This is a genomic window from Emticicia sp. TH156 (genome assembly GCF_002855535.1).
Lineage (GTDB): Bacteria > Bacteroidota > Bacteroidia > Cytophagales > Spirosomataceae > Emticicia > Emticicia fluvialis.
Window position 1 is genome coordinate 464,113 of record NZ_PKRS01000003.1, and the last position, 19,092, is coordinate 483,204.

Annotated in this window: 18 protein-coding genes; 9 read left to right on the forward strand and 9 right to left on the reverse strand. The window is 42.4% G+C overall.

Going from position 1 to position 19,092, the window contains the following annotated elements:
• Positions 1–20 precede the first annotated feature (20 nt).
• Positions 21–656: a polysaccharide deacetylase family protein gene (locus C0V77_RS08355; RefSeq protein ID WP_101725878.1), complete on the reverse strand. Its 636-nt coding sequence runs from the start codon at positions 654–656 to the stop codon at positions 21–23.
• 128 nt (positions 657–784) lie between these two features.
• Between C0V77_RS08355 and C0V77_RS08360 the strand changes: the two genes are divergently transcribed.
• From C0V77_RS08360 to C0V77_RS08375, 4 genes are all read left to right on the forward strand, one after another.
• Entirely contained in the window at positions 785–2,698 is a 1,914-nt protein-coding gene (locus C0V77_RS08360) for a M1 family metallopeptidase (RefSeq protein WP_101725879.1), read from the forward strand.
• A gap of 173 nt (positions 2,699–2,871) precedes the next feature.
• A complete protein-coding gene (locus C0V77_RS08365) occupies positions 2,872–3,741 on the forward strand; it encodes a pirin family protein (RefSeq protein WP_101725880.1) in 870 nt (289 codons plus the stop codon).
• 2 nt (positions 3,742–3,743) lie between these two features.
• Positions 3,744–4,697, forward strand: coding sequence for a nitrilase family protein (locus C0V77_RS08370; RefSeq protein WP_101725881.1), 954 nt, complete (start codon positions 3,744–3,746; stop codon positions 4,695–4,697).
• A 1-nt stretch (position 4,698) separates the two neighbouring features.
• Positions 4,699–5,628: an arginase family protein gene (locus C0V77_RS08375; protein ID WP_101725882.1), complete on the forward strand. Its 930-nt coding sequence runs from the start codon at positions 4,699–4,701 to the stop codon at positions 5,626–5,628.
• Positions 5,629–5,630: 2 nt separating this feature from the next.
• Here C0V77_RS08375 and ligA read toward each other — a convergent pair whose 3' ends face one another.
• The 6 genes from ligA to dusB form a co-directional block, all read right to left on the reverse strand.
• A complete protein-coding gene (gene ligA / locus C0V77_RS08380; RefSeq protein WP_101725883.1) occupies positions 5,631–7,709 on the reverse strand; it encodes an NAD-dependent DNA ligase LigA in 2,079 nt (692 codons plus the stop codon).
• 171 nt (positions 7,710–7,880) lie between these two features.
• Entirely contained in the window at positions 7,881–8,441 is a 561-nt protein-coding gene (gene frr, locus C0V77_RS08385; RefSeq protein WP_101725884.1) for a ribosome recycling factor, read from the reverse strand.
• Between the two features lie 140 nt (positions 8,442–8,581).
• Positions 8,582–9,298 (reverse strand): UMP kinase, encoded by a 717-nt coding sequence (pyrH, locus tag C0V77_RS08390; RefSeq protein WP_101725885.1) that lies wholly within the window; start codon positions 9,296–9,298, stop codon positions 8,582–8,584.
• An 87-nt stretch (positions 9,299–9,385) separates the two neighbouring features.
• The gene (locus C0V77_RS08395) at positions 9,386–9,886 is read right to left on the reverse strand and encodes an acetyl-CoA carboxylase biotin carboxyl carrier protein subunit (protein ID WP_101725886.1); all 501 of its coding nucleotides are present in this window, start codon (positions 9,884–9,886) and stop codon (positions 9,386–9,388) included.
• Positions 9,887–9,896: 10 nt separating this feature from the next.
• Complete coding sequence (locus tag C0V77_RS08400) at positions 9,897–10,784, reverse strand: DMT family transporter (RefSeq protein WP_101725887.1); 888 nt, start codon at positions 10,782–10,784, stop codon at positions 9,897–9,899.
• 20 nt (positions 10,785–10,804) lie between these two features.
• Positions 10,805–11,833, reverse strand: a complete 1,029-nt coding sequence (dusB, locus tag C0V77_RS08405) for a tRNA dihydrouridine synthase DusB (RefSeq protein ID WP_101725888.1) — start codon at positions 11,831–11,833, stop codon at positions 10,805–10,807.
• Between the two features lie 119 nt (positions 11,834–11,952).
• Between dusB and C0V77_RS08410 the strand changes: the two genes are divergently transcribed.
• From C0V77_RS08410 to tsaB, 5 genes are all read left to right on the forward strand, one after another.
• Complete coding sequence (locus tag C0V77_RS08410) at positions 11,953–12,876, forward strand: CPBP family intramembrane glutamic endopeptidase (protein WP_101725889.1); 924 nt, start codon at positions 11,953–11,955, stop codon at positions 12,874–12,876.
• A gap of 273 nt (positions 12,877–13,149) precedes the next feature.
• Positions 13,150–14,058: a serine kinase gene (locus tag C0V77_RS08415; protein WP_143706034.1), complete on the forward strand. Its 909-nt coding sequence runs from the start codon at positions 13,150–13,152 to the stop codon at positions 14,056–14,058.
• Between the two features lie 127 nt (positions 14,059–14,185).
• Positions 14,186–14,329 carry a hypothetical protein gene (locus tag C0V77_RS23045; protein WP_158237914.1) on the forward strand — a complete coding sequence of 48 codons (144 nt, stop codon included), beginning with the start codon at positions 14,186–14,188 and terminating at the stop codon, positions 14,327–14,329.
• 299 nt (positions 14,330–14,628) lie between these two features.
• Positions 14,629–15,876, forward strand: a complete 1,248-nt coding sequence (locus tag C0V77_RS08420) for an ABC transporter permease (RefSeq protein ID WP_101725891.1) — start codon at positions 14,629–14,631, stop codon at positions 15,874–15,876.
• A 30-nt stretch (positions 15,877–15,906) separates the two neighbouring features.
• Positions 15,907–16,653, forward strand: a complete 747-nt coding sequence (tsaB, locus tag C0V77_RS08425; protein ID WP_229236238.1) for a tRNA (adenosine(37)-N6)-threonylcarbamoyltransferase complex dimerization subunit type 1 TsaB — start codon at positions 15,907–15,909, stop codon at positions 16,651–16,653.
• A gap of 64 nt (positions 16,654–16,717) precedes the next feature.
• On the opposite strand, the gene C0V77_RS08430 is transcribed toward tsaB, so the two are convergent.
• Both C0V77_RS08430 and C0V77_RS08435 read right to left on the reverse strand, forming a co-directional pair.
• Complete coding sequence (locus C0V77_RS08430) at positions 16,718–18,370, reverse strand: S41 family peptidase (protein ID WP_101725893.1); 1,653 nt, start codon at positions 18,368–18,370, stop codon at positions 16,718–16,720.
• A gap of 109 nt (positions 18,371–18,479) precedes the next feature.
• A complete protein-coding gene (locus C0V77_RS08435; RefSeq protein WP_143706035.1) occupies positions 18,480–18,992 on the reverse strand; it encodes a phosphoglycerate mutase family protein in 513 nt (170 codons plus the stop codon).
• Between the last annotated feature and the right edge of the window lie 100 nt (positions 18,993–19,092).

Consider the following 19,092-nt stretch of genomic DNA (forward strand, 5'->3'; position numbering starts at 1 on the left):
GCTTGTCACAACATTTTTTTTCAGATACATTCAAAACGAAATCCCTTCTCTGAAAAATACGCAAGGAATCTTGGTAAAGCAAAACTCATATTCTTGTTGGCTTTAATGCTATCATGAAAAAGCACTATAGAGCCTGCCTCTGTGTATTGCAACGATTTGGCCAGTACTTTTTCAGGTGTTATATCTGCGGCATAATCTGCTGTCAGCACATCCCACATTACAATGTCATATTCAGGCAGCAAAGCCTTTGCCTGGCTGCGCCTAATTCGCCCATGCGGAGGCCTGAATAGTTTCTTACCAGGCAGCATCATCCGGGCCTGACTGCTAATCAGGGTGTCACATTGCTTTACGTTGTCCAGATATACTTCATTGGCAGTATCCCAGCCTCTTAAATGGTTAAAAGTATGGTTGCCAACAGAATGCCCGCCTGCTATTACTTTATCAAAAACAAATGGGTGTTTTCTGATGTTATCGCCGATACAAAAAAAAGTTGCCCTGGCATTAAATGTGGCCAGGGTTTCCAGCACAAACTCGGTTACTTCCGGTATGGGGCCGTCATCAAATGTGAGGTATATTTTCTTTTCCTGTGTTTTTTTTCGCCAGATAAAGTCCGGATACATAGCTCTCATCAGGAAGTTCGTCTTATGAATAAACATAGCCACAGTTTCTTCAAATGTTATAAAATTGTTCTAATAACTAACTAATTTATCTAAATTGCAAAAGAAAATATCAGATTGCCAGTGCTACACAATTATCTTTTCCGGTTCTGAAATAAACTATTTGTATGAACAAGTTTTTGAGTATCTGCCTTTTTTTATGCCTTTTTTTTAATGCCGGGGCACAAAATAAACCTTTAAGCAACCGCATTGCCAACTACAATATTGATGTAACGCTGTTTGCCGAAAAGAAAATTCTGCTGGGTAAAGAAACACTGGTCTGGAAAAACACATCAACCGATAACATTACCGAATTACAGTTTCATTTGTACCTGAACGCCTTCCGCGATAAAAACTCGACCTTCATGAAGGAATCAGGCGGACAACTACGTGGCGACAAGTTAGATGCTACCAATAAAGCCAATCTGGGTTACATTGATGTGGTTTCAATGCAAGTGCGCAATGGAGAAACCCTGACACAGAAGCTAAAGTTTATTCAGCCTGATGACCTGAACGATAAAGACCGAACCGTAATCAGTGTGCCGCTCAGCAAACCTCTGAAACCAAATGAAACCATTACGCTGGATATTGATTTCAGAGCCAAATTGCCTAAAATTTTTGCCCGAACCGGCTTTGCTGATAACTACTTTCTGGTTGGGCAGTGGTTTCCTAAAATTGGTGTTTACGAACCGGCTGGTATGCGATACGCCACCAAAGGCCAGTGGAACTGCCACCAGTTTCATGCCCATACCGAATTCTACGCCGACTTTGGCAGCTATCTGGTAAACATGACCATACCTAAAGATTATAAACTGGCCGCAACGGGTATTTTTCAGAAAGAAACACTTAATAAAAACAACACAAAAACCATAAGCTATAAGGCAGACGACGTACACGATTTTGCCTGGACAGCCTCCCCGCGTTTTGAAATCAGCGAGCGGCAATGGAAACACGTAAAAATAAAAGCCGTAATGCAACCGGAACATTCGGGTTCAACTGAACGCTATTTTCAATCAGCCATTACAGCCTTAAACTATTTTGAGAAGCACGTTGGCCGATATCCGCATACGGTTCTGAGCCTGATTGACCCTCCGGCCAATGGTAGTGGTTCAGGCGGTATGGAATACCCGACCTTTATTACCTGCGGCACCTTGTGGGGTTTACCTCATGGTCTGAAATTTCCTGAAGTGGTAACCATACATGAGTTTGGGCATCAGTATTTTCAGGGTATGCTGGCCAGTAACGAATTTGAAGAGTCTTTTCTTGACGAAGGCTTTAACCAGTATTTTGAAGGCCGAATCATGGACGAAAACTATTCGCCCGGCGCGCAGATCAACCTTTTCGGTTTTACTATCAACGACATGGAGACGTCGCGTAGGAGTTATGTTAAAATGAAAAATCCGAAAATAACCGAGGTTTTCAGAAAAGCATGGGAGTATCCGCAAGGTACTTATACCATTATGACCTACACCAAAACTGCCGTCTGGATGAAAACCCTCGAAAACCTGATAGGCCGTAAAGTGATGGACGAAGTAATGCAGACCTACTTTGCCCGCTGGCGGTTCAGACATCCTTGCGTGAGGGATTTCATTACTATAGTGAATGAGATTGTACCTAAACGATTGGGAAACCTATTCGGGCCTGATATGAACTGGTACTTTGAGCAGGTTTTATACAAGGCTCCGGTGCTTGATTATGCCATCAGCTCATTAAATAACACCACAAACGGACAAACTACCGAAGGTACATTTACGGCAGAGCGTTTGGGTGATATGATATTGCCCACGGAAATTCTGGTGAAATTTATGGATGGAAGCCAGCAACTACTCAGCTGGAGCGGGAAAGAAAAAACAAAGGTTTATAAGTTTAAAAAGCCTGTTGCATCTGCTAAAGTAGACCCACTGAATAAGCTATTGCTAGATTTGAATTTTAACAACAACAGCAAAGCCACTGAGCCATCAACATTGGTGCTAAAAAAATACAGCATTAAAATTATGTTCTGGGTTCAGAATCTGATGCAATGGGCGGCTATGTTGTCTTAAATTTCAGGTGCATTAATGATTTGTACTTCTGTAATTATTACAACGTAAGTAGCGCTTTGTTAAATCAAATAGCCGTAAGTAATACACCCACTATACATTTCATTCACTAAATCACTAATTCGCTCATTCACTAATTCACTCATTCACTCAATCACTCATTCACTCAATAAAAAATGTCCAACATCAGCCTGATAATTGAAGAAAGGCCCACACACTTAGGTAGTTTTATGGTGGGGCGGTTGCTGCCTTTCAGAGGTAAGCGCATGGTGGGGCCATTTATTTTTCTTGACCACATGGGCCCGGTTTGCATGAGTGACAGAGAAAATGCAGATATTGGCCCGCACCCGCATATCGGTTTATCAACACTTACCTATCTGTTTGAAGGTAACATGATGCATCGCGACAGCCTTGGCACTGTTATGGAAATAAAACCGGGCGAAGTAAACTGGATGACCGCCGGTAAAGGCATAGTGCATTCGGAACGAACACCCGACTACCTGCGAGATACCGATAAAATGTTGCATGGCCTACAAATCTGGATTGCCCTGCCCAAAGAGCTGGAAACCATGGAACCCACTTTTTACCATGCCCCTGCCGATGAAATACCAACCTGGCAACAAGATGGTATTACTTACAAACTAGTAGCAGGAGCAGCATTGGGGTATCAGTCACCGGTGCCGGTTTACAGCAAGTTGTTTTTGATTGAACTTAAAAATACGGAAGAAAAGACCCTCACCATCGGCCGCAATTTATACGGCGAAGTAGCCATATATATTTTAGAAGGTGGCATTGAAACCGAAGGCAACAGCTATGAACCCAAGCGCATTCTGGTGGCCAAAGACAATAAACTTTGTGAATTTACTCTGAAACCCAACAGTACCATCTATATTTTTGGCGGAGAACCCTTTGAAGAAGAACGATTCATTTACTGGAATTTTGTAGCAACCAGCAAAGAAATTATTGAAAATGCCAAAACCAGATGGAAAGAGCAGTCTTTCCCGAAAATTGAAGGAGAAACCGGATATATACCCTTACCAGCCTGATTATGAACAACCTGAGAATATCAACTGCGCAATTTGAAAACAAAAGCGGTAACAAACCATATAATTTATCTGTCATTGACCAATTGGCCGGTAAAGCCGCACAGGCTGGCTCGCAGGTAATAGCGTTTCATGAATGTTCAGTAACCGGTTATACTTTTGCACGCTCACTTTCTAAAGAACAGATGCTGGCCATAGCCGAGGAAATTCCTGACGGAGAAAGCATTCAACAACTGACAGCCATTGCCCGCAAGCATGGCATTGTAGTGCTTGCCGGGCTGTTTGAAAAAGACAAGGAAGACAACCTCTTTAAAGCATACGTATGTGTAGATAAAAGCGGACTGGTGGCCAAATACCGCAAACTGCATCCTTTTATCAACCCACACCTTACTCCCGGCAACGAATATTGCCTATTTGAAATTCACGGTTGGAAATGCAGCATTCTGATTTGCTACGATAATAATATCATAGAAAACGTGCGTGCTACCACCCTACTAGGTGCTGATATTATTTTTATGCCCCATGTAACCATGTGCACGCCATCTACAAGGCCGGGCGCCGGTTTTGTAGACCCCCAACTCTGGCTGAACAGGGAAGCCGACCCAACCTCGTTGCGACTAGAGTTTGATGGCATGAAAGGCCGGGGCTGGCTAATGAAATGGTTGCCGGCCAGGGCTTATGATAACGCCATTTATGCTATTTTCTCGAACCCGATTGGAATGGATGCTGACCAGCTGAAAAACGGTTGCTCTATGATTGTTGACCCTTTTGGTGATATAATTGCTGAGTGCCGCACACTGGGCGATGATTTTGTAACAGCTACCCTAACGCCTGAAAAACTGACACAGGCAGGTGGCTACCGTTACAAAAAAGCCAGAAGGCCGGATTTGTACCGAGACATCATAGGGCAGGAGCATACACCTGAACAAAAAGTAATCTGGCTGAATACAGATAAATAATATGTCATCAAAACCCGGACAAATACTTGATAAGACCCTGGTCTTTGTAACGGCTCCATCTAATCTGGGTCTGAAACGGATGCCGTATGCAGATAAAGATGGCCCTGGTACAAGAAAAATGCCGGGGGTATTCAAGCAGTTTTTGTTTGCAGAAAGGCTGAATATAACAACGCATATACACATAGAACCGCCTGCCTACAACGGTAGGGTTGACGCTGAAACAGGCATCAGAAACCTGCCTGAAATACTTAGTTACAGTAAGCAATATGCGGCGGCTATTAAAAGTATGGTAGAAAAAGACCAGCTGCCAATTGTAATTGGTGGCGATTGCAGCATTTTAGTAGGCAGTATGCTGGCACTTAAACAATCAGGCAATTATAGTTTGGCCCATATTGATGGCCATACAGACTACGCGATAGCCAAAATAAGTTCGTCAACAGGTGGGGTGGCTGGTATGGATTTAGCCATTGTAACCGGCATAGGCGCAGATGCAATTACCAATATTGACAATCTGAAGCCGTATGTGGCCGAAGCTAACACAGCCCAATTTGCCAACCGATGCTATGACGAAACTTTCAACGGCAACTTCTATAATACCGATATTTTCAGTGCCGACTTACCCGAATTAAGAGCGAATGGAATTGAAGAAACAGCCAATGCATTTATAGCAAAACTACGAAAAAATAAAGTAGATGGCCTATGGCTGCATGTAGATGCCGATGTGCTGGATGAGGAATTTATGCCAGCCGTTGATTCTCCGCAGGAAGACGGCTTATCTTATAATGAATTAAAAACATTACTTAAAACCCTGTTAAGGTCGGGGATGGTATGCGGTTTTCAACTGACTATATACGACCCCGACCTTGACCCTGGCAAAGTCTATGGCAAAAAACTGGTTGATGAGCTGGTAGATTTGTTTCAGCAAGTCTGAAATCAGAGAGCCAGCATTTCCATAAATTCAATTTCTGATATCATTTTCACATTCAGTTTCTTAGCCTTTTCTAATTTTGAGGAGCCGGGTTTTTCGCCAACAATGAGATAATCGAGCTTGCCAGATACCCCGCTAACAATCTTACCCCCGTTGGCCTCAATTTTCTGCTCCAGCGCCTCACGCTCAAAGTTCTCAAATGTACCGGTATACAAAAATGTTTTCCCGGCTAAGGCTTCTCCTTCTATTTCTTTTACTTCATTGCCCGCGGTAAACTGTAAACCTGCAGCCCGTAGCCGCTCAATAAACTGGTTGTTATCTTCGTTCTGAAAATAATCAAGAATACTCAGCGCAATTTTGTCTCCAATTTCAGGTGCGGTTCTTAATTCATCATAAGAAGCGCTTTTAATTGCATCTATATTTTTGAAAAAACCAGCCAGTTTTTCGGCTACTGTTGCCCCCACGAATCGGATACCAATAGCAAACAGCACCTGTTTAAACGGCATTTGCTTCGATTTCTCAATGCCTTCCAGAATATTCTGCACCGTTTTTTCTTTGAAACCTATCTTCTTTATTTTACCGGTCTCTTTGTCTTCTATTACTTTTTCAAGGCCAAAGAGTTTTTCATAAGTAAGGTCATACAAATCGGCGGCATCATTGACCAGCCCTTTTTCATAAAGCAGTTCAATTTTCCCTTCACCCAGGCTATCAATATTCATAGCCTTGCGGTGAATAAAATGCTCTATCCTGCCGCGTATCTGCGGTGGGCATCCTTTTTCGTTGGGGCAATAGTGATTAGCTTCGCCTTCCTTTCTGTACAGTTCAGCGCCGCATTCAGGGCAATGAGTCGGGTATTCAATCTTTTGCGAAATAAAAAGATTTCGTCTCGTCAAATCAACGCCTGTTACTTTGGGTATAATCTCGCCGCCCTTTTCAACAAAAACCGTATCGCCTATTCTTAAATCGAGCCTTTCTATTTCATTGGCATTATGCAGCGATGCCCGCTTTACCGTTGTGCCAGAAAGATGGATACCCTTGTTGTTCAGCTTCTCGTTGTCTAGTTCAGCCACCGGAGTAATCGCCCCTGTGCGCCCAACCTGATAGGTAACGCCTCTCAGAATGGCAGGTTTAGATTCCGCCTTGTATTTATAAGCAATGGCCCAGCGGGGGCTTTTGGCAGTATAGCCCAGCTCTTCTCTTTGCGCAAACGAGTTAAGTTTAATTACGATACCATCTGTGGCAAGGGGTAGCTTATACCGCTCTTGTTCCCATTCATTAATGTAAGCCATCACCTCTGCCATGTTGTTACACTTGCGCCAGGTCTCAGATACCTTAAAGCCCAGTTTTTTCAGGGCAATCAGGCTTTCTTCATGGGTACTGAAAATCTCGTCGTCAGACAAAAACTGATAAACGTAGGCATCCAAACCACGGCGCGCCACTTCTTTAGAATCCTGCAGTTTAAAAGTGCCAGAAGCCGCATTTCTCGGGTTGGCATAACTCTCTTCGCCAGCTTCTTCTGCCTCACGGTTCATGCGTTCAAAAGATTCAAAAGGCAAAAAGCCTTCGCCACGTACCTCAAAAAAATCGGGCAGTATAATATCCTCTTTATTATTAACTTTTAATGGCAGGCTTTTTAATGTTTTTATATTGGTGGTTATATCATCTCCTTTTACACCGTCGCCTCTGGTTACACCCCTTACAAATAACCTGTTCTGGTAGGTCATTGATAAGGAAATACCATCAAATTTCTGCTCGCATATATACTCATAGCTTTCACCGTTCAGCCCTTTTCTTACACGTTCGTCAAAATCAAGCAGTTCCTGCTCGCTGTAAGTATTGGCCAGCGAAAGCATAGGATACCGGTGCACCACACTGGCAAAATTTTTGGTGATACCTCCACCTACCCTGTGCGTCGGTGAATCCGGCTGTTTCAGTTCAGGGTACTCCGCTTCAAGGCTTTCCAGTTCTTTAAGCATCAGGTCAAATTCCTGATCCGAAATCTCCGAAACGCTATCCTGATAATAGCGGTCATTATAGTAGTTCAGCTTCTCTGTCAGTTCAATAATTCTATCGGCCGGGTTCATTTCTGTCAAGTTCTTAGGTATAGACACTGTTTTTGTTCTTTTAATTCAAAATTAGAAGAAATATTCTAATTTCCGATTGAGGGTTTAGTTTGAAAAAAACAAGGAAATTAACGTATAACAAAAATGCCCGCTCAATGCAGGCATTTGTACGAAATCAAATTTCTATTGCTTTTAAACACTCATGATATCTTTCTCTTTGTCCACCAGCATCTGTTCTGCTTTCTGAATATAAGCATCAGTCAGTTTCTGCACTCTGTCTTCAGCTTTTTTCACTTCGTCTTCAGAGCCACCGTCTTTCTGAATCTTTTTTAACTCTTCGTTCGCTTCCTGACGAACCTTACGGATATTCACGCGGGCTACCTCAATTTCGCCTTTCACTCTTTTTACCAGATCACGACGGCGTTCTTCCGTCAATGGTGGAATATTCAAACGGATAACCTCGCCATCATTGGCAGGCGAGAGGCCCAGATTTGAATTGATAATGGCGCGTTCTAAATCGTTGATTAATTTTCTTTCAAAAGGCTTAATGGCAATGGTGCGGGCATCTGGTGTGCTCACTGACGACACCTGGTTTAATGGCGTGGGTACACCATAGTATTCAACCATGATGCCGTCAAGCATATTTACGCTGGCTCTGCCTGCTCTTATTTTCGAAAGTTCAATTTGAGTATGTTTCAAGGCACGCTCCATCGAGTCCTTCGACATATCAATTACGAGATCAATTTCTTCCATTGTCTTATATATATTTTCAGTCTCTGTTACTATTTAGTGGTTGAGTGATTGAATGAACACTTTTCCAGAATAATGATTTTGCAATCAGCCATTTCAGACTAATCACTCAGTCAGTCATTCACTCAATCACACAATTATTATTATTCGCTTACCAAGGTTCCAATATCTTCGCCGGTTACCACTTTCATCAGGTTTCCTTCCTGATTCATATCAAATACCACTATCGGCATTCTGTTTTCTTTACAAAGGGCAAATGCGGTAAGGTCCATTATTTTAAGGTTTTTGTTAATGGCCTCATCATAACTTATTTGCGCGTAGCGGGTGGCAGTCGGGTCTTTACGTGGGTCGGCGGTATAAACACCGTCTACACTGGTGCCTTTCAAAAGCAGGTCAACGCCTAATTCATTGGCTCTTAATGCCCCGCCAGAGTCGGTCGAAAAATAAGGATTACCGGTTCCGGCTCCGAGTATTACCACTCTTCCTTTTTCAAGATGTCGTATCGCTCTTCTGCGAATAAACGGCTCGGCCACCTGCTCCATTTTAATTGCCGACAGCAGCCGGGTAACTAAACCAACTTTTTCAAGGGCACTCTGAATAGCCATACCATTAATAACGGTGGCTATCATGCCCATGTAATCACCCTGTTCGCGCTCAATACCAGAGTTAGTACTTGCCCCACGGAAAATGTTTCCGCCACCGATAACGATAGCCACTTCACAGCCTGCATCTACCACCGATTTGATTTCAAGTGCGTATTGCGAAAGGATATCTGAATTAATAATCTGGCTTTTATCTCCGCCATTTAAGGCTTCGCCACTTAGCTTTAATAGGATTCTTTTGTATTTAAGTTGGTTCATAGTGTATGATTTGCGCGTAAAATTAAATATTTGTCTCAATCAATCAAAAAAATACCCTCTTTGTTGAAAGAGGGCAGTGTATAAATTTTATTCAAATTCCATTATTACCTGGTTCTTCTCTACGGTCTCACCCGTCTTTACCTTTATTGTCTTCACCTTACCGTCGCCGGCGGCTTTAATCGCATTTTCCATCTTCATAGCTACCAGAATCAACAAAACGTCACCTTTCTTAACCTCATCTCCTACCTTTACTTTCATTTCATAGATAAGCCCGGGCATGGGTGCTTTCAGGTTGTTCAACCGGGTTGATTTACTGTTGCTCATGCCCATTTTTTCCAGAAGCAAATCTGTTCTGTCTTTCAGATTTACCGTATGAACGGTGTCGCCGATTTTTAATTTAAAAATCTTCTCGGCATAGTTGGCTTCTACCACCTCAACATTATATGATTTATTGTCTTTCAGAATATGAAAGTCTTTTTCAGAAATTTTTAACAGGTTCCAATCAAAAGGCTCGTTATTCACAAATATATGCCCTTTGTCTTCAGATATCTCCAGGGTTTCGGTGTCGTTTACAATCGCTTTCAGCATAAAGCACAACTTATTTTTTGTTGATCAGATATACACCCACTAATATAATACTCATTCCTGAATAATGCAGCAAAGAAATTGGTTCTCCGTCTAAAAAGCCCATAATAGTTGCTACAATTGGTATGAGGTAGGTAACCGACGAAGCAAAAACCGGTGAAGCCGCCTGCAATATATAATTAAAAATAATAGTAGCAATGCCAGAATTAACCACACCCAGCAAAATAATTAATAACAAGGGTACTATATTGGCCTGATTGATTTTTTGGATGAAGTCGGTAGAAAAAAGAATAACACCGGCCAAAAGGGCAACACCAATGAGTGTCCAGCCGGTGAGCAATACCGGATTAATAGTGTTAAGATGTTTACCTGTAATGTTAACATTGAACCCATACATGAGCGATGCCGCAATAACCAGCAAGGCATAAGGATTATTGAAAGAGAGCCCGTCTTTACCTGCCGAGAGTATGAGCATAAGACTACCCCCAAAACCAAGCACCAGCCCTGCCAATTGTGAAACCCTGATTGCCTGCTGAAAAAACAAGGCACCCACCACCAGTACAAAAAGCGGAGTGGCAGAATTAAGCGCCCCAACCAGCGAGCTGTTAACCCTTGTACCGGCCAATGCAAACAAAAAAGCAGGAAAAAAATAGCCTAATAAACCGGTAAGTACAAAGTATTTTGTTTTTGCGGCAGGATAATCTTTCCGGTGCCTGATAAGCAAGGGCAGGAAAACTAAACCCGCCGACATGATTCTGAGGGCACCTATCTGCACAGGTGTGAAAGCGGGCAGACTTTTTTTCATGATTAAAAAAGAAGAACCCCACATGGTGGCCAACAGGCATAGCAGCAGCCATACAACTATGCTTTTACGACGGGTAGCAGAAACGGCAGTATTCAATTGTTATAAAGTAGGTTAGTTTAATCTACACCGGCGTACTCAACCTTTATGGCTTGTTTTTCAAGTACGTATCCATCATACAAAACCGGAATTTCGTTCAGGATATCCATAATTTCGTTAATATCCAACGATTGCACCATCCGCATACGATACTCTTTAAAATTGGGCAGGCCTTTAAAATAATTACTGTAATGCCGGCGCATTTCCAGAATACCCAGGCGGTCGCCTTTCCATTTTATAGAAAACGTAAGGTGCTTACGTGCGGCCTCTACCCTTTGGTCAATACTTGGGGCGGGTAGTTGCTGGCCGGTTTCAAAATAGTGCTTAATTTCATTAAATATCCAAGGGTAACCAATGGCTGCGCGGCCAATCATGATGCCGTCTACACCAAAGCGGTTTTTATACTCAAGAGCCTTTTCTGGTGAGTCAATGTCTCCGTTTCCAAAAATCGGTATTTTAATTCTCGGATTCTCCTTTATTCTGGCTATCAGCGTCCAGTCTGCATCTCCCTTGTACATCTGCGCACGCGTACGGCCATGCACTGTTAAGGCCTGTATGCCTACGTCCTGCAATCGCTCGGCCACTTCTTCCACATTTTTGGTTTCCTCATTCCAGCCCAGGCGTGTTTTTACAGTTACAGGCAGGTGTGTGGCTTTCACAACGGCGGCGGTCATCTCTGTCATTTTCGGAACATCCTGCAACAAAGCTGCCCCTGCACCACGGCAGGCCACGTTTTTAACAGGGCAACCGTAATTGATATCTATCAGATCCGGACTGGCATTTGTAGCAATTCTGGCACACTCGCCCATGGTTTCCACATCACTGCCAAACAACTGAATACCAATGGGGCGTTCATACTCAAATATATCCAGTTTCTGCACACTTTTTGCTGCATGCCGTATGAGGCCTTCAGACGAAATAAACTCAGTGTACATCAGATCTGCTCCGTTTTCTTTACAAACCAGCCTGAACGGCGGGTCGCTGACATCCTCCATAGGTGCCAGCAAAAGCGGAAACTCTCCTAATGATATGTTACCTATTTTTACCAAAATGAAAATTGAATTAGTGAATTCACAAATAAGTGAATATTTTTACTGCAAATTTACCGAATTCCGTGCAAATTCTTTTATACTAATTTTAAACAGTAATTATTGAAAATAATTCCCGAATGTACATCAAAACCAACGAAAACCCTGCTGCTTCTTCCGTTCTCATTATTCTTGGCCTTTTTCTGGTTAACTTTCTGGTGCTTGGTAGCCTGATACAACTGGTAACAGTAATTGCTGCAGGTGTCTCACTGGACGACATGATGAAAGGTGGTGAAGTCCTGAGAAAAATACCCAATGCCTGGTTAGGCATGATTATGGGCCAGGGATTAGGGTCTTTTGCAGGTTTTGTTGGCACAGCGTGGTTGTACTGGCGGGTTATTGAGAAAAAACAATGGAGCGACCTCAATTTTCAATCCTTACCGCCTATCAGAGTGTTCTTCATGGTTTTACTTATTGAGGTTAGCTTTATGGGTTTCAATGGCTGGCTGCAGGAACTAAACCAGAATTTCTTTTTCCCGGAGTCAATGAAAGGTCTTGAAACCTTACTCAAAAACATGGAAGACAAACTGGCCGAAACCACCAGGTTTTTTACTTCTTTTACCTCATTGTGGCAGTTTTTATTGGCTTTTGTGGTGATAGCCGTTATTGCAGGTGTAGGAGAAGAACTGGTGTTCAGAGGTTTGCTGATGCGTAAATTGTTTATGGGCACAAAAAATATTCATGTAGCTATCTGGCTATCGGGTTTTATATTTGCGGTTATACACTTTCAGTTTTATGGTATTTTACCGCGCATGATGCTGGGTGTGCTGTTTGGGTACCTTTATTACTGGACGGGCAACATCTGGGTGCCTATTGCAGCTCATATTTTTAACAATGGCTTGGCTATTATCATTATGTATCTTTACAACCTGAAAATTGTAAAAACAGACCTTGAAAACCTTGACCACATGCCTACTCCTATTGTTATTTTTTCACTTGTTGCAACCGCAGGCCTGTTATTTTTGTTTAAGAATTATCTTGACAAACAGTCGGTAGAATCATAACATTATGGAAAAACAGAATAAATTTAAGCTATGGTTTAAACGCCTGGGCTGGGCAGGTTTTTTTTTCTTTCTTATTAAAGGCTTATTATGGCTAATCATACCTTACCTGATTACCAAGGGAATTTTGAGCAAATAATTGAATCCGTTCATTTATATGTCAGCACCCGTAAACCCGCTTTAAGGACATTTTTTTAAATTAAAAGCCGGACCTTCTGATGACAGATTGCGTTTATGTGCCTTGGGGCTGTCCGGAATCAAATACCTGAACACCTGATGAATTATTATTTTGCTTATGGTCTTACTTTGGTAACTGATATTGTTTTTCCTGAACTTCATATAATTGCCCCAACTGAAAACCCGGATATACGTGTAGTTATCGGCGCAACCCCTTCAGCCTATACAGACATCAAAAAAGAGAGTGAATCAACCATTAGTTTTGATTCAGACAACTATTTTCTCAATATCATAAACGTGGGTAGCTATTATGTTAACGCTGGCAACCACGTGATTATTGAACCTGCCGCCAATGCTGACATGAAAGAAGTGCGGCTGTTTTTTTTGTCAAATGCAATGGCGGCCATTTTGTATCAACGCCAGATGATACCTATGCACGCTTCTGCCATTTATGATAACGACGGCATAGTGTTGTTTCTGGGCGACTCCGGGGCCGGAAAGTCAACCACGGTGGCTTCGCTTCAGGCAAAGGGCTACAGAATATTTTCTGACGATGTTTGCGTACCTGTGCCAACACCTGATGGCATAAGCGCCTATGCCGCCTACCCGATGATGAAACTCTGGAAAGACAGCTTTGACCTGGCAAATATTGGTGATTATGAGGAAGAACTCAGGATAAGACCAACCATGGATAAATACGGCAAATTGTTTAACGAATCTTTTGATACCAGGCCGATGAGAATCAAGCGGATCTTTGTTCTTGAAAAAGAAGACACCGGCTATTTGGAAACCAGACAGGTTATGGGTGTTCAGGCATTTAAATATCTTCAAAATTATGCCTACCGGCTTCAATACATTGAAGGCATGGGGGTATTAAAAGACTATTTTCAGATAATTAGTTTGCTTTCAAATCAGATACCTACAACCGTAATAACGCGCCCGAACGAAGTTGACACACTGGATGCCATTTTGGAATATATTGAAAACCTGCTCGAAGAAAAACATTAAAGCCCGACAATAAGCTAATTAACGTGTTGTGATAGATGCTTTAATTTATTATATTGCCTTATAATACCGCATTTGTAACTCATTTTAAGGCCTGAATACTTTTTTTTAAAATTAAAATTTTACCACTATGGCACCCAATTCAGCAAGCACCAGGAAAGTAAAAAAAAGCTGGCAAACGCCTTCTTTTGAAAAAATTGAGCTACAGACCAAGTCAGGTATCAAATCATTGGCAGGTCTGAAATTGCTAGACCCCGATGCCATCAATTACTAAAACCCGGCCGGTGGTTTACTTTTCTCTTATAACGGGGGGGCCTACCCCCCTGGCATAAACCTGTTCATACTTAGGTTGGTTTACCATAAGCCCATTTGTTAACTCTGTCTTAGGCCTGCAACTCCTTAGCCCTGCCATCTGTGGGCAGTCATTTTCTGGCTAATCCAACTATCCTTAAATTTTACCGTTAGTTTATATTTTCAGACGTATCAGCCTATTTCATTTTTTTAATATTAGAAAGAAATCTATTTTCGTTTGTCAGAATCCACCTGCGCACTCAATCACTCAAAAAAAGATTTATGATCAAGTTTTTCTTTCTAGTATTTGAGAGTTTCCGTTTTGCCTCTCAGGCATTGCGGGCCAATCTGTTTCGTACCATGCTCTCGTTAATGGGAGTAACCGTAGGTATTTTTTCAATTATCGGGGTGCTTACTATGGTAGATTCTCTGGAGGCCAACATTAAAAACAGCCTCAATTCAATTGGCACGAACGTAATATATGTGCAGAAATGGCCCTGGCTTTTTACAAACGGAGACTATCCCTGGTGGAAGTACTTTATGCGCCCTGAGCCCAAATACAACGAATTTAAGTACCTGAAAGAGAATCTGGAACATGCCCAGGCAGGCGCCATGATGGATTTTGCGGGTAATGTAACATGCCGCAGAGCAAGCAATAGTATTGATGCCCTTTGCCAGGGTATAACCTACGAATTTAACGAGATAACCGAGGTACCAATTAATAATGGCCGCTACTTTGCTCCACAAGAGATTGAATCTGGCAAAAATGTAGCTGTGCTGGGCGCTGAAATTGCTGAAACATTATTCCCCGACACAGACCCGATTGGTAAAACCTTTAAAATGAAAGGACAGAACTTAGTTGTGATTGGTGTGCAGGAGAAAAAAGGAAAACAGATTGCCGATTTTGGTGGTGAGCCAGACCAGAAAGTGCTGATACCTTTTCTGGCGCACAAAAGGATTTTCTCGTCCGGTGAATTGACAGGCGACATTGTTTTTAAAGGATATGACTCCGACGAAGGGCTTTATGAACTGGAAGGAGAAATAACCGGATTATTGCGTACCAAACGCGGCCTGAGACCATCGCAGGAAGACAGCTTTGCCCTGAACCGCCCGGAAGCAGCAGCAGCCATGCTAGGGCAACTCTTCGGAACAATACGTATAAGCGGTATAGCCATCGGTTTTTTTGCGCTTCTTATAGGCGGCTTCGGTATAGCCAATATCATGTTTGTAACCGTGAAGGAACGAACCAATATTATTGGCATACAAAAATCGCTTGGTGCCAAAAACTACTTTATACTTTTCCAGTTCCTGTTCGAATCCATCTTTCTTTGTGTAGTGGGCGGGTTGTTCGGTTTATTGCTGGTTTATCTTATCAGTTTCTTGCCATTAGGGTCGCTTGATATTGTTCTGAGTTACCGCAACATTGTTTTGGGGCTGGTGGTTTCCAGTTCTATTGGTATATTATTCGGTATTATACCTGCCTGGCAGGCAGCCCGACTAGACCCCGTTATTGCCATCAGAAGCAAATAAACGGTAAAATCTTAATGCCTTGTCAGACGAATGAGTAATTTTGTAAATTCAAAATTACTCATTTTTGTGATGGCCATCATTCTAAGTATTGAAACTTCTACCAAAGGCTGCTCAACAGCTATCCATCAGGACACCCGATTATTAGCGCTCAGCGAGTTGTTTCATGAGAAATCGTCTTCAGGTATGCTCACCACTCTGGTGCAGCAGGTAGTAAAAGTTTCTTCTCTGAGCTTTGACGATATTGATGCCATTGCCGTTGCCAAAGGCCCGGGTTCTTACACAGGCCTGCGCATAGGTGTTTCTACTGCCAAAGGCTTATGTTTTACACTAGACAAACCCCTTTTAGCCATTAACACACTACAGGCAATGGCCTTGCAGGTGCATCATGTGGCAAAATCAGTTGGCAATGATAACCCACCATTACTTTGCCCTATGCTTGACGCCCGGCGCATGGAAGTGTACTGCGCTTTGTACGAAGCAACGAGCCTGGAGCAGGTAACTGCTACCGAAGCAAAGATAATTGATGAGACATCTTTTGAAGAGATATTAAAAACGCGCAGAATTGTTTTCTTTGGCGATGGCGCTACCAAATGCCAAGCGGTGCTGGGTAAATTTCAGAATGCCATTTTTCTTAACGAAACCATTAACCCATCTGCAAAAGCCATTGGCGAGCTCGCTAATGATGCCTTTCTTAAACAAGAATTTGAAAACGTGGCCGACTTTGAACCGTACTACCTGAAAGAGTTTATGGCTACCACACCAAAAAAAGCCTTATAAACCAAAGGTGCCACAGCTATACTTTGGCATAACTGTGGCACCCAGAAATTACCTGCTATAACCTTTATTTTCCACCCTTTAGAATAGACTGGTATCTGGGCATATCCTTAAATAATTTCATAGCTTCCTGCACTTCTTTGTCTTTGTCAAACGAAACAAACTTCATGGCTTTCTGATAATAATAGCGGCTTAGAATCTCGGCCTCCAGCTGTTCTTTAATATCAGCTTTATACTTTATTAAATCTTGCTGTTTGGTCTGGTTGATTTTTTCTCTCAACAATTTAAGGCTTTCCTGCACTGCATCAAGGCTGTTTTCTTTTCTGGCAGATGCCTCCAGGTTATCCAGGCTCTTTTCCATTGAGGTGGCATAAGTAAAGTTTCTGCTTTTTAGCCAGTTTGTAAAATCCAGATATTCAGCGTCTTTCAAAGAAAACTTCTCTTGTGGTTTGGCAGCAACATGCTCAAAGTAGTATTTGGTTGCGTAGTCAAAAATCATATTCTTCATCAACAGATTAGTTGTTATTGACGCCATCTGAGGTACTTCGGTTTTAATATCAGGGTCAACGCCGCCACCGTCATAAACCGTGCGGCCGTTTTTTGTTTTAAACGCAGTTTTTAAAGAATCAGGCACCCTGCCCACACTTCCATCAGGGTTTCTGTGGCTGTAGTCAAGCGCCTGAATACAACGTCCGCTCGGAATATAATATTTGGCCGTTGTAATTTTCATTTTGGTGTTGTAGGTCAGGTCACGGGTGGTTTGCACCAGCCCCTTCCCAAACGAGCGTTGCCCCAGAATTACGGCGCGGTCGTAGTCCTGTAAAGTACCGCTTACTATCTCAGAAGCAGACGCGCTAGAACTATTAATAAGAACTACAACCGGAATTTCAGTATCCATTGGGTTTTCCATTGAATTAAACTTTTTGTTCCATTCAGCTACTTTTCCTCTGGTTTCTACAATGAGCTGGTCTTTAGGAAGAAAAATGTTACAGATTTCAACAGACATATTCAGCAAACCTCCGGGATTACCCCGCAGGTCGAAGATTAATTTTTTCATACCCTGGGCTTTCAGGTCGGTAAAAGCCGCCTTTACTTCTTTTGCTGCTGTGGCAGTAAAATCAGTTAGTTGTATATAACCCACCTCATCGCTAACCATACCCGAGTGCGGCACGTTCAGGGTTTTTACTATATCCCGCCCGACTGTCAGGTCAACAGGAGCATTTTGCCCATAGCGTTTAATTTGTATTTTTACAGTTGTGCCGGTTTGCCCTTTCATCAGGCGGCCCATATCTACATCTTTGCGCGTAACCACATCAACCCCGTCTATTTTCAAAATCTCATCACCTATTTTCATACCGGCTTTATCAGCTGGCGAGCCTTCGTAAATCATTACCACCAGGTGCTTGTTGTTCTGATGCGACACCGTTGCGCCAATACCGTTATACTTACCGGTGGCCAGGGTCATGTAGTCTTCAATGTCATCTTCCGGATAAAAGTTGGTGTAAGGGTCAAGCTGTTTCAGCATTGACTCTATACTCACTCTCATGGCCTTATTCGGGTTGATTTCGTCTACATAGTAGGCATTCAGCTCTTTAAACATGGTGGCGAATATGTCCAGATTCTTGGCTATCTCAAAATACCGGTCGTCCATCTTAAAAGCCACAAAAGGTATGGCCAACAAAAGGATAATCACAACCGATAACTTACGTAAACGTTTCATTGCTTAATAATTTTTAAATTTTTTATTTATCTCCTTCCATTCACAATATTACCGATATGCTAACGAAAAAATCAGAAAAAAGGTATTCGCCAACCCGTAAATCGCTGAATCAGGGTGTGGGTTTACCATAGGTTTTTGCCGTAAAACTAAGTTTCTTTCGCGGGGCAGTCTGTCTTTTTACAACATACAGGTTGTCGAAATCGGTTTCTTCCAGGTCTTTTTTTAAGGTATCCTGCTCAAACAGCCCATTGGCAATATGCCTTACCGTATTGCTGTGCCCAACTATAAGCACGTTTCTGCCTTCAATCTTTTTCAAATCTTCAATAAAAGGTTTCTGTTTGCGGGGGTCATACTTTTGTATGCTCAGTTGCATGGCATCTGCCAACGGTTTAGCAGTTAAAGATGTACGCTGATAACTGGTAGCATAAACCGCCGAAATCTTTCTATCTGCCAGAAGTTTTTTTAACGTTTCGGCTCTTTCCTGCCCGGCTGCACTCAGTACAGGGTCTGCAGTATCATCGGCTTTTTCGCCATGCCGTACAATGTAGTAAGTTGACTGAACAGAACGTTGGCAGGCCGATAAAAACAGCACAATAAAAAGCAGATAAAAATAGTTTTTCATAATGTGTATCAACAGGTCAATGGGCTGAAAAACACCCGGTTTCAATTAAAAAAACAGGCTCTGATTAATTGTATTCTGCTAATAATCATTAGCTTATAAA

Coding starts and splice junctions, on each gene's coding strand:
- ligA (WP_101725883.1), bottom strand. CDS start 7,709: ATGAACCCGGCCGATAGAATTATTGAACTGACAGAGAAGCTGAACTAC.
- C0V77_RS08420 (WP_101725891.1), top strand. CDS start 14,629: ATGATCAAGTTTTTCTTTCTAGTATTTGAGAGTTTCCGTTTTGCCTCT.
- tsaB (WP_229236238.1), top strand. CDS start 15,907: ATGAGTAATTTTGTAAATTCAAAATTACTCATTTTTGTGATGGCCATC.
- C0V77_RS08430 (WP_101725893.1), bottom strand. CDS start 18,370: ATGAAACGTTTACGTAAGTTATCGGTTGTGATTATCCTTTTGTTGGCC.
- C0V77_RS08370 (WP_101725881.1), top strand. CDS start 3,744: ATGAACAACCTGAGAATATCAACTGCGCAATTTGAAAACAAAAGCGGT.
- C0V77_RS08365 (WP_101725880.1), top strand. CDS start 2,872: ATGTCCAACATCAGCCTGATAATTGAAGAAAGGCCCACACACTTAGGT.
- C0V77_RS08415 (WP_143706034.1), top strand. CDS start 13,150: ATGAATTATTATTTTGCTTATGGTCTTACTTTGGTAACTGATATTGTT.
- C0V77_RS08375 (WP_101725882.1), top strand. CDS start 4,699: ATGTCATCAAAACCCGGACAAATACTTGATAAGACCCTGGTCTTTGTA.
- C0V77_RS08435 (WP_143706035.1), bottom strand. CDS start 18,992: ATGAAAAACTATTTTTATCTGCTTTTTATTGTGCTGTTTTTATCGGCC.
- C0V77_RS08410 (WP_101725889.1), top strand. CDS start 11,953: ATGTACATCAAAACCAACGAAAACCCTGCTGCTTCTTCCGTTCTCATT.
- C0V77_RS23045 (WP_158237914.1), top strand. CDS start 14,186: ATGGCACCCAATTCAGCAAGCACCAGGAAAGTAAAAAAAAGCTGGCAA.
- frr (WP_101725884.1), bottom strand. CDS start 8,441: ATGGAAGAAATTGATCTCGTAATTGATATGTCGAAGGACTCGATGGAG.
- C0V77_RS08360 (WP_101725879.1), top strand. CDS start 785: ATGAACAAGTTTTTGAGTATCTGCCTTTTTTTATGCCTTTTTTTTAAT.
- C0V77_RS08395 (WP_101725886.1), bottom strand. CDS start 9,886: ATGCTGAAAGCGATTGTAAACGACACCGAAACCCTGGAGATATCTGAA.
- C0V77_RS08355 (WP_101725878.1), bottom strand. CDS start 656: ATGTTTATTCATAAGACGAACTTCCTGATGAGAGCTATGTATCCGGAC.
- pyrH (WP_101725885.1), bottom strand. CDS start 9,298: ATGAACCAACTTAAATACAAAAGAATCCTATTAAAGCTAAGTGGCGAA.